General features: G+C 65.8%; 18 protein-coding genes. 5 read left to right on the forward strand and 13 right to left on the reverse strand.

What is annotated here, in order from left to right:
* Positions 1–8 precede the first annotated feature (8 nt).
* Positions 9–698 carry a lysoplasmalogenase gene (locus MRY80_RS09050; RefSeq protein ID WP_293290221.1) on the reverse strand — a complete coding sequence of 230 codons (690 nt, stop codon included), beginning with the start codon at positions 696–698 and terminating at the stop codon, positions 9–11.
* Positions 685–1,611 carry an EamA family transporter gene (locus tag MRY80_RS09055; RefSeq protein ID WP_293290223.1) on the reverse strand — a complete coding sequence of 309 codons (927 nt, stop codon included), beginning with the start codon at positions 1,609–1,611 and terminating at the stop codon, positions 685–687. Before MRY80_RS09055 ends, MRY80_RS09050 begins: the two co-directional genes overlap by 14 nt.
* A 230-nt stretch (positions 1,612–1,841) precedes the next feature.
* On the opposite strand from MRY80_RS09055, the gene rpmB reads away from it, so the two are divergent.
* Together rpmB and MRY80_RS09065 are read left to right on the forward strand one after the other, a co-directional pair.
* A complete protein-coding gene (gene rpmB, locus MRY80_RS09060; RefSeq protein WP_293290225.1) occupies positions 1,842–2,135 on the forward strand; it encodes a 50S ribosomal protein L28 in 294 nt (97 codons plus the stop codon).
* Positions 2,136–2,225: 90 nt separating this feature from the next.
* Positions 2,226–2,867, forward strand: a complete 642-nt coding sequence (locus MRY80_RS09065) for a queuosine precursor transporter (RefSeq protein WP_293290227.1) — start codon at positions 2,226–2,228, stop codon at positions 2,865–2,867.
* Here the strand turns inward: MRY80_RS09065 and MRY80_RS09070 are convergent.
* The 5 genes from MRY80_RS09070 to MRY80_RS09090 form a co-directional block, all read right to left on the reverse strand.
* On the reverse strand, positions 2,864–3,871 hold the full coding sequence (locus MRY80_RS09070) for an esterase-like activity of phytase family protein (RefSeq protein ID WP_293290229.1): 1,008 nt from the start codon (positions 3,869–3,871) through the stop codon (positions 2,864–2,866). The two genes, MRY80_RS09065 and MRY80_RS09070, sit on opposite strands and share 4 nt — an antisense overlap.
* Positions 3,872–3,990: 119 nt before the next feature.
* Entirely contained in the window at positions 3,991–4,395 is a 405-nt protein-coding gene (locus tag MRY80_RS09075; protein WP_293290231.1) for a DUF559 domain-containing protein, read from the reverse strand.
* A 203-nt stretch (positions 4,396–4,598) separates the two neighbouring features.
* Complete coding sequence (cobT, locus tag MRY80_RS09080) at positions 4,599–6,497, reverse strand: cobaltochelatase subunit CobT (protein ID WP_293290233.1); 1,899 nt, start codon at positions 6,495–6,497, stop codon at positions 4,599–4,601.
* A gap of 22 nt (positions 6,498–6,519) precedes the next feature.
* Positions 6,520–7,506 (reverse strand): cobaltochelatase subunit CobS, encoded by a 987-nt coding sequence (gene cobS / locus MRY80_RS09085; RefSeq protein WP_293290235.1) that lies wholly within the window; start codon positions 7,504–7,506, stop codon positions 6,520–6,522.
* Positions 7,507–7,579: 73 nt separating this feature from the next.
* Positions 7,580–8,203 carry a J domain-containing protein gene (locus tag MRY80_RS09090; protein WP_293290237.1) on the reverse strand — a complete coding sequence of 208 codons (624 nt, stop codon included), beginning with the start codon at positions 8,201–8,203 and terminating at the stop codon, positions 7,580–7,582.
* Between the two features lie 178 nt (positions 8,204–8,381).
* Between MRY80_RS09090 and MRY80_RS09095 the strand changes: the two genes are divergently transcribed.
* Positions 8,382–8,669: a BolA family protein gene (locus MRY80_RS09095; protein WP_293290239.1), complete on the forward strand. Its 288-nt coding sequence runs from the start codon at positions 8,382–8,384 to the stop codon at positions 8,667–8,669.
* Between the two features lie 70 nt (positions 8,670–8,739).
* On the opposite strand, the gene MRY80_RS09100 is transcribed toward MRY80_RS09095, so the two are convergent.
* On the reverse strand, positions 8,740–9,162 hold the full coding sequence (locus MRY80_RS09100; RefSeq protein WP_346433389.1) for a cytochrome c: 423 nt from the start codon (positions 9,160–9,162) through the stop codon (positions 8,740–8,742).
* 212 nt (positions 9,163–9,374) lie between these two features.
* Positions 9,375–9,971: a class IV adenylate cyclase gene (locus MRY80_RS09105; protein WP_293290243.1), complete on the reverse strand. Its 597-nt coding sequence runs from the start codon at positions 9,969–9,971 to the stop codon at positions 9,375–9,377.
* 154 nt (positions 9,972–10,125) lie between these two features.
* Here MRY80_RS09105 and MRY80_RS09110 point away from each other — a divergent pair, with 154 nt between their 5' ends.
* On the forward strand, positions 10,126–10,851 hold the full coding sequence (locus MRY80_RS09110) for a dienelactone hydrolase family protein (protein WP_293290482.1): 726 nt from the start codon (positions 10,126–10,128) through the stop codon (positions 10,849–10,851).
* Positions 10,852–10,905: 54 nt separating this feature from the next.
* Here the strand turns inward: MRY80_RS09110 and MRY80_RS09115 are convergent, their stop codons facing one another.
* From MRY80_RS09115 to MRY80_RS09130, 4 genes are read right to left on the reverse strand one after another with little or no spacing between them, the layout of a single operon-like run.
* Positions 10,906–11,343, reverse strand: coding sequence for a YqaA family protein (locus MRY80_RS09115; RefSeq protein ID WP_293290245.1), 438 nt, complete (start codon positions 11,341–11,343; stop codon positions 10,906–10,908).
* 22 nt (positions 11,344–11,365) lie between these two features.
* Positions 11,366–12,622 carry an HlyC/CorC family transporter gene (locus MRY80_RS09120; protein ID WP_293290247.1) on the reverse strand — a complete coding sequence of 419 codons (1,257 nt, stop codon included), beginning with the start codon at positions 12,620–12,622 and terminating at the stop codon, positions 11,366–11,368.
* Positions 12,623–12,629: 7 nt separating this feature from the next.
* Positions 12,630–13,751, reverse strand: coding sequence for a 3-dehydroquinate synthase (aroB, locus tag MRY80_RS09125; RefSeq protein WP_293290249.1), 1,122 nt, complete (start codon positions 13,749–13,751; stop codon positions 12,630–12,632).
* Positions 13,748–14,350 carry a shikimate kinase gene (locus tag MRY80_RS09130; protein WP_293290251.1) on the reverse strand — a complete coding sequence of 201 codons (603 nt, stop codon included), beginning with the start codon at positions 14,348–14,350 and terminating at the stop codon, positions 13,748–13,750. Before MRY80_RS09130 ends, aroB begins: the two co-directional genes overlap by 4 nt.
* Positions 14,351–14,526: 176 nt before the next feature.
* Here MRY80_RS09130 and MRY80_RS09135 point away from each other — a divergent pair, with 176 nt between their 5' ends.
* Positions 14,527–14,676, forward strand: coding sequence for a histidine kinase (locus tag MRY80_RS09135; RefSeq protein ID WP_293290253.1), 150 nt, complete (start codon positions 14,527–14,529; stop codon positions 14,674–14,676).
* Positions 14,677–14,709 lie beyond the last annotated feature (33 nt).

A 14,709-nucleotide genomic window follows, 5' to 3' on the forward strand; every position in this document is an offset into this window, starting at 1 on the left:
CAACATGTTCACGCCATGACGGTCGGATAGGCCGCGAGGACGCCGAACAGGATCAGCACCTGTGCCGCGACATAGGTGATCCAGATCGCCGGTCCCGCGAATTGCCGTCCGGCAGTATCCGGCTTCATCAGGAAGCGGTCGGCGGCGAGGATCGTGTCGGAGATCATGAAGCTGGCCGCGCCCGCGACGATCAGGCCCGCGCCGTTCCAGATCGCGGCCATGCCCATCGCAAGGATCGCCGCGATATAGACCATGACGGGCCAGCGCAATTCGGCCGCCGCGCCGAACAGGCGCCGTCCCATGCCAAGCGCGATCGCGACCATGGCGACGCCGACAATGCCGAGTGCCACCTGCGGCAGCGGCGCCTGCGATGCGGGCAGGGCGGCGAACAGAACGACATACGCGATATGGCCTGCCAAGAACGAGACCAGTCCCGCGAGGAAAAAGCGCTCGTCCTTGTCCTCGATGGCGAGGAAGAAGTCGCCGGCGGCGCACAACGCCAGCGCCAGCGTCAGCAGCCACGGGCCGCCGGCCTCGACCGACAGGAGAGCGAGCAAGCCCACGGACAGCGTTTTTGCGGCGACCTTCAGCGGCGTCGAGCGGCGATGTCCGTAGAACAGATAGGCGATGGCGAGCAGGACGGAGAAAAGCAGCGTGCCGTTCAACGTGCCGGTGACGCCTCCTTCAAACGGCAGCATCGCGTTTCCTCCGGGCAAACAACAGGTCCTTGGCGGCGATCGCCGCGCCGCCGGTGATCAACAGGCAGGCGATGGCGATCGCCCATGTCGCCTGCGACATGCCGACCGCGATCAGGATGACGGTGGAGATCAGCGGTGCGGCATAGCTCGACGCGCCTAGCACCTGGATGTCGCCATGCTTGACGCCGTGGTCCCAGACATAGAAGGCGGCGCCGACCGGCAATGCGCCGAGACCGGCGACGGCGAGCCATTCGGTCCAGCCTTGCGGCCAGACCGTCGTCTCCAGCGCCAGATGCGCGACGGCCGAAAGAATCGCGGTCGCCAGACAGTACCAGGCAACGATGTCGGTCGGCACGCTGGCGAAGCGGCGCGACAGCAGCGAATAGGCCGACCAGGTGAAGGCGGCGGCGATCGCCACGCCGTAGCCATAGGCGTATTCGGCCTTCAGCGAAAAGCCCTCGCCGCCGGTGACGATGAGTGCCGTGCCGGCAAAGCCGCAGGCCACGCCGACGAGATGGTGCCAGCCGAGCTTCTCGCCCGGCATGAGGGCGCTGCCGGTCACGATCAGCATCGGCCAGAGATAGCAGATGAGGCTCGCCTCGACGGCCGGGGCATGACGCAGCGCGGTGAAATAGAGGAAGTGGTAGCCGAACAGCCCGCCGATGCCGAGCAGATAGGCTTGCCACGGGACGGGCGGGTGCTTCTCCCGCCGGCCGCGCTTGCCGGCGGTTGCGACGAAGCCGATCGCGGCACCGATGGCGAAGCAGATCGCGGACAATTGGAATGGCGGCACGTCGCCGGACGCGGCGGTGAACAAGGCCAGCAGCGCCCACATCAAGACCGCGCTGAAGCCCATCAGCGTGGCGATGAAACGCTTGCGTTCCGCGGTGATTGGCATGATCGTGTCGCTCATGGCGATCCCGTCGCCGTCGCGGCCGGATTTGTCAAGCGGCCGACGATCGGGGCGGGTGCGCGCACGGCGACTCAAAATCGGCCAAAGCGGTTGACGCAAAAGTCCTTTGTCACTATAGGACGCTGACTTTTCCGCTAGAGCCGCACCCTCCGGCGACGCCGCAAAGCCCGGCGCGACACGAGATTGCGTTTGCCCGGCGGGGCTAGAAACAAGATTCGAAGGTGAACACCATGTCTCGCGCATGCGATCTGACCGGCAAGTCTGTCCAGTCCGGCAACAATGTGAGCCACGCCAACAACAAGACCCGGCGCCGGTTCCTGCCCAATCTCTGCCAAGTGACGCTGATGTCTGAAGCGCTTGGCCAGAGCTACCGTTTCCGCGTTTCGGCCGCGGCCCTGCGCACGGTCGAGCATCGTGGCGGCCTCGACGCTTTCCTCGCCAAGGCGAAGGAAAACGAGCTGTCGCAGCGCGCCCGTCTGCTGAAGCGCCAGATCGCCAAGAAGACGGCCGAACAGGCCGCCTGATCTCAGGCTTCAGTCAGTTGACCTCCTCAGGCCGGGCAACCGGCCTGTTTTCTTTGAACGCTCGCTGGTGGCATCACCCAGGATAAAAAAATGCTCAAGGCACAGTCTTATCTTCCCTTCATCGTTGCGATGTGCGCGGTCGTCGCCGCATCGAACTATCTCGTCCAGTTTCCGGTCCAAGCCCATTTCGGCGGCGTCAATCTCGCCGATCTCCTGACCTGGGGTGCGTTCACCTATCCGGTCGCCTTCCTCGTCACCGACCTGACCAACCGTCGCTTCGGCCCTCAGGCCGCGCGGATCATCGTCATCTTCGGTTTCGTCCTCGCCGTAGCGCTGTCGATCTGGCTGGCGTCGCCGCGCATCGCGATCGCGTCGGGTTCGGCCTTCCTGGTCGCGCAGTTGCTCGACGTCGCCGTTTTCGAGCGTTTGCGCCGCTCGGCGTGGTGGAAGGCGCCGCTGATCTCATCGGTGCTCGGTTCCGTCATCGACACGGTGCTGTTCTTCGGCGTCGCCTTCTCGGCGCGATTCGCCTTCATCGACGCCGGCTTCGGCATGGAAGACGGCTCTCTCGCCTTCCCGGTGCCGTTCCTCGGCGTCGGCGGGGAGACGGCGCTCTGGGTCTCGCTAGCCGCGGGCGACTTCATCGTGAAGATCCTCGTCGCGCTGGTTCTGCTCGCACCCTATCGCGTGCTGCGGAGCCTCATCGCCGACCGCTCCGCTGTTCCCGCCTAGCCGTCCTCGCCGACGAGACGGAATTCCAGGAGCAGATTGCGCTGCAGGAGCGAGTGATTGTCGTCGGAGATGATGGTCAGTCGCGGCGTGCCGTCGGGATCGACGGTGATGGAGAGGCCCTCCATGTTGTCGATCTGGTAGAACAGGTCGGCCTCCAGCAGCACCTCTCCGTCAACCGTGGCGCCTTCGACGATGTCGCCGCTCCTGATGCGGCGCAAGCGCATGGCGACGCCGTCGGTGATGTTGAAACGCCGTTCCAGCAGGATCATGTCGCCGTCGGGCAGGAAATCGCCGTCGGTGATGTCGAATTCGTCGGAGCGCCGCACGGAGAACTGGAAGCTCTTGCCGTCGGGCTTGCGCACGAAAGCCATGATATTGCGGTTGGCGTCGAGGCTCATCTCGGTGATCCCGACAAGCGCGTCGGCCAGCGGCGAGGCCGCCGGTGCGACCGACACGGTCTCGAAGCCCCGATTGGCCCGCAATTCGCGCATCGGCACCGGCGGCGGGGCCGTGCGCAGCAGGACAGGGGCGTCGTCACCTGACAGCCTGTAATCGGAGATGCGGTGTTCGCGCTCGAAACTGACATGGGCGATGTCGCCCCTGACCGTCAGCCCTTCCGCGTCGGTCTTCCATTTTTCATTGGTCGCAGCGCCCATGTGGCGCATCACGACGCTTGAAAGACCGGTCGGGTGATGGTCGTCATCGCGTTCGATGCGACCGGTCACGAAGAAGCCCGTATCGGCGACCGCGAGAAAGCGCGACTGGTCGTCGAAGAGCTGCAGGCCGGAAATCGCGCCGAAATGACGCGAAGACCCGTTCATCTCCAGCCCGCCGGCGAATTCCAAGGGCCCGAAGCGCTCCTGGTTCGTGCCGATGCGGAAATGCGTGATCACCCGGCTCGTCACCGTCATCTCGATCGCGTCGGATGCGGCGCGGGCCGGGGCGCAGGCGAGGAGAACGACCATCGCGGATGCGATCAGGCTTGTATGGGCTAGCTGGGTCAACCTCCGAGTCAGAATACTCCCGCAGGTGGAAGCGAGGGCGCGGTGACCGACACGGTGCGCTTCCTCGCCCCCTTCAGGGGGAGAGGTGCCGAGTGAAGCGAGGCGGAGAGGGGGCCGGCTCAATCGTCGCCTCTTCCTCGTCGGATCGCCACCTTGTATTTCAGGTCGGGCGCATTGGTGTTTTCCGTGAGCCGTCCTTCCAGAACCTCGACGATGGTCGCCAGCACGGTAGGTCTGTCGCGGACCATGTCCGCCGACCAGAAGCCGAGCACGGCGTATCCCTGCGCGGTCAGGAACGCATCGCGCCTTTCGTCATCGGCGCTGCCCGCGTGTTGGCTGCCATCGAGTTCGATCATCAGACGTTTCTCGCGGCAGAGGAAATCGACGATATAGGGGCCGACAGGAGACTGCCGGACGAATTTGAACCCGTTGAGCCGCCGGGCTTTCACCTCTGTCCAGAGTAGCGCTTCGGCCTGGTTGCCGGCCGACCGCAGGCGCCGCGCCCGACTGGTCGAGCCGGGCATTCTGCGACTTGCCGATCGTTTCGGTGCCTGCGCCACAAGGCCCCCTCTCCGACCCTTCGGGCCACCTCTCCCCCATCGATGATGGGGGAGAGGTAGCAGGTGGGCAAGCCCGCGTCCGAAGTTCTGGGCCAGTGGCCTGGATGCTGACGCGTCGATCGAAGCGGGATCGGATGTCTGGGTTACCGTTCGGGCCAAGGCGGCGATCAGCCTGCCCTGCGCTGGCGGGTGTCGCGCGCCTTTTGTTCCTCGAACAGCCCGGCGAGCTGTTCCGTCATCGCGCCGGCGAGTTCTTCGGCGTCGACGATGGTCACGGCGCGGCGGTAGTAGCGCGTCACGTCGTGGCCGATGCCGATGGCGAGCAGTTCGACTTCCGAGCGCGTCTCGATCTCCTCGATCACCGCGCGCAGGTGCCGTTCCAGATAGTTGCCGGGATTGACCGACAGGGTGGAATCGTCGACCGGCGCGCCGTCGGAAATCATCATCAGGATGCGGCGCTGTTCGGGACGCGCCGCGAGCCGGCGATAGGCCCAGGTCAGGGCCTCGCCGTCGATGTTCTCCTTCAACAGGCCTTCGCGCATCATCAGGCCGAGATTGCGCCGTGCGCGCCGCCACGGGGCGTCGGCGCTCTTGTAGATGATGTGGCGCAGATCGTTGAGGCGGCCGGGCTCGGCCGGCTTGCCGCCCTTCAGCCACGCCTCGCGCGACTGGCCGCCTTTCCAGGCGCGGGTGGTGAAACCGAGGATCTCGACCTTGACGCCGCAGCGTTCCAGAGTGCGCGCAAGGATGTCGGCGCAGGTGGCGGCCACGGTGATCGGCCGGCCGCGCATGGAGCCGGAATTGTCGAGCAGCAGCGTCACGACCGTGTCGCGGAAATTGGTGTCGCGCTCGCGCTTGAAGGAGAGCGGTGCGAAGGTGCCGGCCATCTCGTCGATGATGATGCGCGGCAGGCGCGCGGGATCGAGATAGCCTTCCTCGAGATCGAAATCCCAGGAGCGGTTCTGCTGCGCCATCAGGCGGCGCTGCAGCCGGTTGGCCAGCCGACCGACCACGCCCTGGAGATTGGCGAGCTGCTTGTCGAGAAAGGCGCGCAGGCGCTCAAGCTCGGCTTCGTCGCACAATTCCTCCGCCGAGACCGTCTCGTCGAACTCGGTGGAGAACACCTTGTAGTCGATGCCGGACAGGATGTCGTTGAACGGCTGCTCGGGACGGATCGCCTCGCCGGGCTCTTCGGCGTCGGCGTCCATGTCGTCCTGCATGTCGTCGGTCGTGGCGTCGGCGGCGTCCATTTCCCCGGATTCGGGCTGTTCGCTTTCGGTCTGGCTTTCCTCGGTCTCCGACTGTTCCTCGCCGGTTTCGTCCTGGCTGCCGCCCTCGGATTCCTCTTCGGAATCCGGTTCGTCCTCGTTGTCGTCGTCGCTGTCCTCGGGTTCCTCGCCGGACATCTCGTCGGCGAGTTCCATCGAGACGAGCATGTCGCGTACGGCCTTGGCGAAGCTCGACTGGTCGTCGATCGCGGTCTCCAGCTGGGCGAAATCGTCGCCCGCCTTGTCCTCGATCCAGTCGCGCCACGCATCGGCGACGGCGGCGGCGCCGGGCGGGGTCGGGCGCCCGGTGAGCTTCTCGCGCACGATCAGCGCCACGGCTTCCGACAGCGGCGCATCGTCCCGGTCGGAGACGGTGGCAAGATTGGCGCGCGTGAACTTGTCGTCGATCATCGCGGCGATGTTGTCGCCGACGCCCGGCATGCGTCGGGCGCCGATCGCCTCGATGCGGGCCTGCTCCACTGCGTCGAAGACGGCGCGCGCGTCGGTGCCGTCCGGGGCGGAAGCGGCGTGGATGCGCGGATTGTGGCAGGCGGTACGCAGCGCCATGGAATCGCCGACGCCGCGCGTCACCATCACGTCATTTCGAGTGATGCGTTTCGGAAGGTCGGGCAGGCGCGCATGCTTGCCGGCGAAGGCCGGCTTGTCGGCCGCGAAGACGACCTCGAGCTCGGGCTCGCCCGCCATGGCGCGCATGCAGGTCGTCACCGCGCGCTTGAAGGGCTCGGTGTCGACCGGCTTGGCCGGCTTCTTGCGGATATTGTCTCCGGGGCCTGCCATGGATTGTCGCGTCGCTTCTCGCCTAGCTCAACACCACATTGGCTGCACTTTCGGGCAGCTCCTGGCCGAAGCAGCGCTGGTAGAATTCGGCCACCAGCGTGCGCTCCAGATCGTCGCACTTGTTGAGGAAGGTCAGCCGGAAGGCGAAGCCCACATCCTTGAAGATGTCGGCGTTCTCCGCCCAGGTGATCACCGTACGCGGGCTCATCACGGTCGACAGGTCGCCATTGATGAAGGCCTGCCGCGTCATGTCGGCGAGGCGCACCATGTTGTTGACGATCTCGTGGCCCTTGGCGTCCTGGTAGTGCTTCGCCTTGGCGAGGATGATCTCGACTTCCTTGTCATGCGGCAGATAGTTGAGCGTGGTTACGATGGACCAGCGGTCCATCTGCGCCTGGTTGATCTGCTGGGTGCCGTGATAGAGGCCGGTCGTGTCGCCGAGGCCGACGGTGTTGGCGGTGGCGAACAGTCGGAAGGCCGGGTGCGGGCGGATGACGCGGCTCTGGTCGAGCAGGGTCAGGCGGCCGGACGATTCCAGCACGCGCTGAATGACGAACATCACGTCCGGGCGGCCGGCGTCGTATTCGTCGAAGACGAGCGCGACATTGTGCTGATAGGCCCAGGGCAGGATGCCGTCGCGGAACTCGGTGACCTGCTTGCCCTCATGGACGACGATGGCGTCCTTGCCGACGAGGTCGATACGGCTGACATGGCTGTCCAGGTTGACGCGCACGCAGGGCCAGTTCAGCCTCGCCGCGACCTGCTCGATATGGGTCGATTTGCCGGTGCCGTGGTAGCCGGACACCATGACGCGGCGATTGTGGGAGAAGCCCGCCAGGATCGCCAGCGTCGTGGCGCGGTCGAAAATGTAGTCCGGGTCGATTTCGGGCACATAGGCGTCGGCGTCCGAATAGGCCGGCACCTGCATGTCGACATCCACGCCGAACACCGTGCGCGCGTCGACGCTGGTGTCGGGCATGTTGGCGATGTCGAGTTCCATCTTGTTCATCCTGCCTCCTTGATGCGGACGGGGGCCGCATGCGGGGGTGTCTTGTGTCGTGTAACGGGTTCTTTCGCCGGGACTAGCACAGCCCGGCGGTCTTCAACAATTGATAGGCCTGCACCACGTCGCGGAAACGTTCCTCGGAGGTGCGGTCGCCGCCATTTGCATCGGGATGGTGCTTTTTGACCAGAGCCTTGTACTGCGTCTTGATGTCCTCGGCTGTCGCCGTGGCCTTAAGGCCGAGCGTCGACATCGCCTTGGCTTCCAGCGGCTTCAGCTTGCGCACGGGCTGGGCGGTGGCGCCGGCGCGCCAATTGGGATCGCGCATGCGCATCGAGCGCGCAGAGCCCGATTTCATGTCGGAAAAGACCGGCGCGGCGGTGGCGTCCTCGATGCGGGCCGTGCCCATCTTCCAGGTCGGCCGGTTGCCGGTCAGCGCGTCTTTCTGGAACTTCGCGATCTCGTCGTCGCCGAGGCCGGAGAAGTAGTTGTAGTTCTTGTTGTATTCGCGAACGTGGTCGATGCAGAAATGCAGGTACTGGCCTTCGCGGTCGCGGCCGGCCGGCGCCTTGTGGGTGCCCGGCTTCTCGCACCCCGCCCACTGGCAGGTCTGCGCGGCCGGCTCTTCCGTCGCGGACTTCTTTTTCTTCTTTCCGCCGGGATTGATCCGGATGGAATCGAAATATTTCGAACTGGGTTTCATCTGACCGTGATATCGGGCGGCGCTGCGCCGCACACAAGCATTGACAGTGGAAGATTCAAAGCGGCAAGTGCCGCTGCAGCGCCCTGAAAAGAGGACGCACTGGTTTACCCGTCAATCGTATGGGTGGCAAGGCAAGATAGCAGGCAAGATGGCAGGCAACTGGGAAGGTACGACTCCGATGGGCCCGATTGAAGAACGCATCGCAACAAAGATCGAGGCGGCCTTTGCGCCGGAGCGTCTCGCGATCATCAATGAAAGCCATCTTCATGCCGGCCATGCCGGCGGCTCGCCCGACGGCAGCGGCGAGACGCATTTCCGTGTCCGCGTGGTGTCCCCGGCATTCGCCGCGATGAGCCGGATCGAGCGGCATCGGGCGCTGAACGACCTCCTGACCGCGGAGATCGCCGACGGCGTTCACGCGCTGGCACTGGAGCCAGCCGCGCCGGGCGAGAAGGTGCGCTGGTAAGGGCCGAGCGATAGCCGGCTTTCGCCGGTCATCCAAGGCAAACGGTCATCGTGACGCCGGCTCGCGTTCCTCAGTGAATTCCGTTGGCGCGCTGTAGCAGGCGGACATAGGCGACGATTTTGTCGATGTCCTCGCCATCGACGCCGTCGACCGGCGGCATGTCGCCGAACGGCCAGTGATGCGCCCGCACGCCGCGCTGGGCGGCCATGTGGAAGGCGGCGTCGCCATGATGGTTGGGCTCGTAGATGAGATGGACGAGCGGCGGTGCCACGCCGTCCTGTCCGGCGGCGTTCGTGCCGTGGCAGCTCGCGCAGTTGGCATTGAAGAGGGCCTCGCCGGCCGACGCCTCGGCCGGCAGGTCCGGGACGGTCACCTGCACGAGCGGCGCGCCCGCTGCCGCCATCCCGGTGGGCGCGGGCTGCAGCGCAAAGCGCCAGACGAGGATGGCCGCAACCGCGATCGCGACCGCTGCGATGATGGATTTTCTTGCCAAGACCAAACGCCTCCGTACGCTCTAGCGCAAGCGTCCCAAAAGGAAGCCGACTGCCATTCCCGCGAGAAAGATCAGGGCGATGAACAGCAGCGCCATCAATCCCATTCCGAAAAAGCCTCCGTCGCCGAAACCGTACATCATCGCGAAGCCTCCTCTTTGACTTCACGTCATAAGGCTTCCAGCAGGTGGAAGCTCAAGAGCTTCCTCGAAGGTCAGCGGCTCGCCGCCAGCATCGCGCGATAGGATCGCGCCTGGAGGGCATCCTCGTGCAGGCCAAACTCGGCCGCCAGCGTCTCGACCCTGAGGGCCCAGCCGGGCAGGCTCGCCTCGTCATCGGTCATCACGGCGAGTTCGACGAAATCGCCGAGGCCCGGCACACGGTCCAGCGTGACGTGGAAATCGCCCAGGAACCAGATGTCGCGCTCTTTGTCCACGCGGTCGATCTCGACGCAGCCGAGCCCGCCCAGGACGGCGAGCGCCTTGTCGAGTTCCGGCATGTCGGTCGCCACGCATTCGTCCGCGCCGGGGCCCTTGACGAACCAGAGCACCCGACCCGAGGGCTGCATGGAACGGACGACCTGTTGCTTGCCCGCCGCGGCGAGCCGGCCGTCGGGCCAGTCGAGGAAAACGTCGGTCTCGCGATTGCCGAGCGTGAAGGCGGTCGCGCCGCGGGTCTTCAGCAGCGCGACGACCGGCGCGAGATCGGCGACGGCATATTTGCGCTCCACCTCGTAGCGGCCCGCAAAGTGGTCGCCGGGATCGGCGAGCATGCCCTTTCGGGCGAGATCGGAGGTCGGGTTCGTCACCATCGCGGGGCCGCCTTGCTCGTGCCGGCGCGCGGTGCCGGGCTTGCCGGCGGGCCGTCCTGCGCCATGTCTTGGCTGTCACTACTGTCGGATCACTGTCGGCCGTGAAAGCACTGCTACGCTGCCGGCGCAACAGGGAGAACAGGTTTTGAAACACATGATTCTTGCTTCGGCCGCGCTTCTGGCGGCGACGCCGGCTCTTGCCGAGAATGTGAGCTACGAGCTGAACGGCGAGACGCTCAACGGCTATTTCGCCGCCGCCAGCGAACCCAAGGGCCTCGTGCTGATCGTGCACGACTGGGACGGCATGACCGACTACGAGCGCCAGCGCGCCGACATGCTGGCCGAGATGGGTTTCAACGCGTTCGCGCTCGACATGTTCGGCGACACGCCGGCCGAGACCGTCGAGCAGCGCCAGGCGGCGACCGGCGCGCTCTATGGCGACCGCGACCGCATGCGTGCCCTGATCGATGCGGGCGTCGCCAAGGCGCGTGAAATGGCGCCGGATGGCGGCCTCGTCGTCGCCGGCTATTGCTTCGGCGGGGCCGTGGCGCTGGAGATGGCGCGCAGCGAAAAGACCTCCGAGGCGGCGGGTTACGCGACGTTCCATGGCGGCCTTGCGACGCCGGAGGGGCAGGGCTGGTCGAGCGAGGTTCCGCCGCTCCTGATCATGCATGGCGGCGCCGACACGGCGATCCCGATGAGCGATGTCGCGACGCTGACTGGCGAACTGGAAGAGGCCGGCGCGACCTACACGATCGAGGTCTATTCGAAGGCGCCGCACGCCTTCACCGTCTTCGGCTCCAACCGCTACGAGGAGCGGGCCGACCGGGAGAGCTGGGAGGCCTTCTCCGAATTCCTCACCGAACGCCTCGAAGGCTGATCCGAGCGCGATCGCCAAGGCGACCGGGCCGCACATCGTGGCCCGGTCCCGTGATCACAGCAAGCCGAGCGTCACCGCGGCCACGACCAGGTAGCGGCCGGCCTTGGCGACTGTCACAAGCAGCAGAAAACTCCACAACGGTTCGCGCAGGACGCCGGCGGCCACGGTCAGCGCGTCGCCGACGATCGGCGCCCAGCTCAACAGCAAGGTCCAGCGGCCCCGGCGCGCATACCAGCCCATGGCGCGATCGAGCGCCTTTTCGCTGACCGGAAACCATCGGCGGTGGCGGTAATGCTCTACCCATCGTCCGAGCAGCCAGTTGACCACCGATCCGAGCACGTTGCCGGCTGTCGCGGCGATCAGCAGTGCCGCGGGCGATCGGTCCCCGAATGCCAAGAGCGCAGCCAAAGCGGCTTCCGAATTGGCCGGAAGGATCGTGGCGGCGGCGAAGGCGAGGGCGAAAAGCCCGGTCAGCGATGGCAGGTCCTGCATGGCGTCGATCGGGGATCGCGCGTCAGACGGGCCTGATCCTCAGCTTGGTGATGCGGTTCTTCTCGCGCTTCATCACGACGAAGCGCTTGCCGTGGAAGGTGAAGGCCTGTTTCTCGGACGGAATGGTCTGTGCCTCGTGAATGACGAGGCCGGCAATGGTCGTCGCCTCCTCGTCGGGCAGGCTCCAGTCGAGCGCGCGGTTGATGTCGCGGATCGGCACCGATCCGTCCACAACCACCGAGCCGTCGGCCTCCGTGCGCAGGCCCTGCACATCGACGTCGTGCTCGTCGGCAATGTCGCCGACGATCTCCTCGATGATGTCCTCCAGCGTCACCAGGCCTTCCACCTCGCCATATTCGTCCACGACGATCGCGACATGGGCCTTGCGGCGCAGGAAGGCGTCCAGCTGGTCGCGCAGGGTGGTCGTGTCGGGCACGAACCAGGCCTTGTTGGCGACCTTGGCGATGTCGATGCGCGTCGGATCGTTGTCGACGGCGTGCAGCGCGCGCAGCATGTCCTTGGCGTGGACGATGCCGATGATGTTGTCGGTCTCGCCGCGCCACACCGGCATGCGCGTATAGGGGCTTTCCAGGATCTCGGCGACGATGGCCGCCGGCTCCTGGTCGGCGTTGACCATCTTCATGTTGGTCCGGTGGACCATGATGTCGGAGACCTCGAGTTCGGCGAGGTCGAGCAGGCCGCCCAGACGATCGCGCTCCTCCTTGACCACCGAGCCTTCCTTGTGGAGCACTTCCACCGCGCCGCGGATTTCCTCATGCGCCGTCAGCATGGAGACATTGTCGGCAAGATCGACGCCGAACAGCTTCAGGATGCGGCGCACGATGGCGTTGACGAGGCTCGACAGCGGGCCGACCACGACGACGAAACGGCGGATGATCGGCGCGACGGCGAGCGCGAAGCGGTCCGGATTGGAGATTGCCCAGGATTTCGGCAGCACCTCGGCGAAAATGACGAGCAGCACCGTCATGGCGATGGTCGCATAGGCGACGCCGGTCTGGCCGAACAGCGCCAGGAACAGGCTGGTCGCCAGCGCCGAGCCGAGAATGTTGACGAGGTTGTTGCCGATCAGCAGCGCGCCGATCAGGCGGTCTTGCCGGGTCAGCAGCAGGTTGACGCTCTTGGCGCGCAGGTCGCCGGCGCCTTCGAGATGGTGCATGCGGGCCCGCGACGTCGCGGTCAGCGCCGTCTCGGACCCCGAGAAGAAGGCCGACAGCACGATCAGGACCAGGACGACACCCGCCGTTATCCAGATTTCCATGACGTCTTCAGGCTCCGATCTTGTCGACGAGGAAGGAGCGCACTTCCGATGCCGGAACGTCCTTGGCGATGAAGGACTGGCCGATGCCGTGCGTCAGGATGAAGTTCAGCGCGCCGCGCGTCACCTTCTTGTCCTGGCGGATGAAGTCCAGCATCGTGTCGGCATCGTGCAGATGCGCTTTCATGGCATTGAGATTTGTCGGCAGGCCGGCGGTTTCAAGATGGGCGGCGACGCGGCCGGCATCGTCGGGGCTGGCGAGGTTCATGCGCGCGGAGAACTGGTGCGCCAGCACCATGCCGATCGCCACGCCCTCGCCATGGATCAGGATTGCGGGATCGTATTTCGCCGCCGCTTCCAGCGCGTGGCCGAATGTGTGTCCGAGATTGAGCAGGGCCCGGTCGCCTGATTCGCGCTCGTCGCGGGCGACGACGGCGGCCTTGGCGCGGCAGGATTCGGCGATCGCGTGGATGCGCTCGGCGCCGCCGGCCTTGATCTTCGGCCAGTTTTCTTCCAGCCAGCCGAAGAAGTCCGGCCGGTCGATCAGCCCGTATTTCACGACCTCGGCGTAGCCGGCGCGGAACTCGCGTTCGGGCAGCGTGTCGAGGGCGGCGGTGTCGGCGAGCACGAGGCGTGGCTGGTAGAAGGCGCCGATCAGGTTCTTGCCGTGCGGCGCGTTGATGCCGGTCTTGCCGCCGACGGAGGAATCGACCTGCGCCAAGAGGCTCGTCGGCATCTGCACGAATTGCATGCCGCGGCGCACGACGGCCGCCGCAAAGCCGGCAAGGTCGCCGATCACGCCGCCGCCGAGCGCGACGACGACGTCGCCGCGTTCGAGCTTGGCGTCGAGGATGCGGTAGACGACCTCCTGCAGCATCTCGAAGCGCTTGGTCGGCTCGCCGGCCGGCAGCACGATCTCGGTCGTCGCGATGCCGGCGTCCTCAAGGCTCTGCTTGACGGTCGGCAGGTGATGGCGGGCGACGTTCTCGTCGGTGACGATGGCGGCGCGGGCGCCCGGCAGCAGGGCAGACAGGTGCGCGCCGGCGTCGGCCAAGAGGCCGGGTCCGATCAGGATGTCGTAGGACCGGTCGTCGAGTTCGACATGCACGGTCTCGGCGGCGCTTGCGGTCATGATTGTGCGGTTCCTGTCGTTGGAGCGAGCGCTTCGGCGGTCAGCCGTTCTGCGACGGCGGACGCGACGCGCAACGCCATCTCTTCCTTGGCGATGTCCTGGGACCGGACCTCGATATCGGCGGTGCCGTAGACCGGATAGCGTTCATCCATGAGCCGGCGCATGACGCCGCGCGGGTTGGGGTCGCGCAGAAGCGGGCGGTTCTGGCGGCGCGAGACGCGTTCCATCAACAGGTCGATATCGGCGGACAGCCACACCGACACGCCATTGTCGCGGACCGCTCGGCGCGTCGCCTCGTTCATGAAGGCGCCGCCGCCCGTCGCCAGCACCTGCGGGCCGGAGGCCAGCAGACGCGTGATGACGCGCTGTTCAAGCGCGCGGAACTCCGGCTCGCCATATTGGGCGAACAGGTCGGGGATGGTCATCTTGGAGACCGTCTCGATCTCGGTGTCGGCATCGACGAAGGGCAGGTTGACGAAGCCGGCCAGCTTGCGCCCGACCGCCGACTTGCCGGCGCCCATCAGTCCGATCAGCACGATCGAACGCGGGCCGATCAGCTTGGCAACGGTCTCGCAACTGGCTTTTTCTTCCGGTGTCATCTGTCATTTCCGCCCGAAACCGGCCCCGCGAAACGGGGCCTGATCCTGGTTCCGCTTAGCGCACGAACCCGCGCGCGCTGTCAAGGATTGCGGGCATCGGGCGTCATGGGGTTTGATTTTGCCTCTATTTGATCGCATACCGGTAGAAACGAGAGGCTTTTTCGAATCGCGTCGCCATGCCAAGCCTGATCCGGTTCATCGTCACGCTCGCCGTCCTTGGCGGCCTCGTCTATGGCGGCATGTGGGCGCTCGTCCTGTATGTCGATCCGACGCCGCGCGAGATGACCGTGCGCATCCCCGCCCGGACGATCAATCCGGACTTCTGATCCTTTCCGGGCGAAACCGGCGGTAAACTTTCG

Origin of the sequence: Oricola sp., from assembly GCF_022763245.1 — a bacterium.
In the GTDB taxonomy this organism is placed as follows: Bacteria; Pseudomonadota; Alphaproteobacteria; order Rhizobiales; family Rhizobiaceae; genus Oricola.

Excerpts from the sequence above, each read along its gene's own strand:
- MRY80_RS09050 (WP_293290221.1), bottom strand. The coding sequence starts at position 698 with ATGCTGCCGTTTGAAGGAGGCGTCACCGGCACGTTGAACGGCACGCTG.
- MRY80_RS09055 (WP_293290223.1), bottom strand. The coding sequence starts at position 1,611 with ATGAGCGACACGATCATGCCAATCACCGCGGAACGCAAGCGTTTCATC.
- rpmB (WP_293290225.1), top strand. The coding sequence starts at position 1,842 with ATGTCTCGCGCATGCGATCTGACCGGCAAGTCTGTCCAGTCCGGCAAC.
- MRY80_RS09065 (WP_293290227.1), top strand. The coding sequence starts at position 2,226 with ATGCTCAAGGCACAGTCTTATCTTCCCTTCATCGTTGCGATGTGCGCG.
- MRY80_RS09075 (WP_293290231.1), bottom strand. The coding sequence starts at position 4,395 with ATGCCCGGCTCGACCAGTCGGGCGCGGCGCCTGCGGTCGGCCGGCAAC.
- cobT (WP_293290233.1), bottom strand. The coding sequence starts at position 6,497 with ATGGCAGGCCCCGGAGACAATATCCGCAAGAAGCCGGCCAAGCCGGTC.
- cobS (WP_293290235.1), bottom strand. The coding sequence starts at position 7,506 with ATGAACAAGATGGAACTCGACATCGCCAACATGCCCGACACCAGCGTC.
- MRY80_RS09090 (WP_293290237.1), bottom strand. The coding sequence starts at position 8,203 with ATGAAACCCAGTTCGAAATATTTCGATTCCATCCGGATCAATCCCGGC.
- MRY80_RS09095 (WP_293290239.1), top strand. The coding sequence starts at position 8,382 with ATGGGCCCGATTGAAGAACGCATCGCAACAAAGATCGAGGCGGCCTTT.
- MRY80_RS09105 (WP_293290243.1), bottom strand. The coding sequence starts at position 9,971 with ATGGTGACGAACCCGACCTCCGATCTCGCCCGAAAGGGCATGCTCGCC.
- MRY80_RS09110 (WP_293290482.1), top strand. The coding sequence starts at position 10,126 with ATGATTCTTGCTTCGGCCGCGCTTCTGGCGGCGACGCCGGCTCTTGCC.
- MRY80_RS09115 (WP_293290245.1), bottom strand. The coding sequence starts at position 11,343 with ATGCAGGACCTGCCATCGCTGACCGGGCTTTTCGCCCTCGCCTTCGCC.
- MRY80_RS09120 (WP_293290247.1), bottom strand. The coding sequence starts at position 12,622 with ATGGAAATCTGGATAACGGCGGGTGTCGTCCTGGTCCTGATCGTGCTG.
- aroB (WP_293290249.1), bottom strand. The coding sequence starts at position 13,751 with ATGACCGCAAGCGCCGCCGAGACCGTGCATGTCGAACTCGACGACCGG.
- MRY80_RS09130 (WP_293290251.1), bottom strand. The coding sequence starts at position 14,350 with ATGACACCGGAAGAAAAAGCCAGTTGCGAGACCGTTGCCAAGCTGATC.
- MRY80_RS09135 (WP_293290253.1), top strand. The coding sequence starts at position 14,527 with ATGCCAAGCCTGATCCGGTTCATCGTCACGCTCGCCGTCCTTGGCGGC.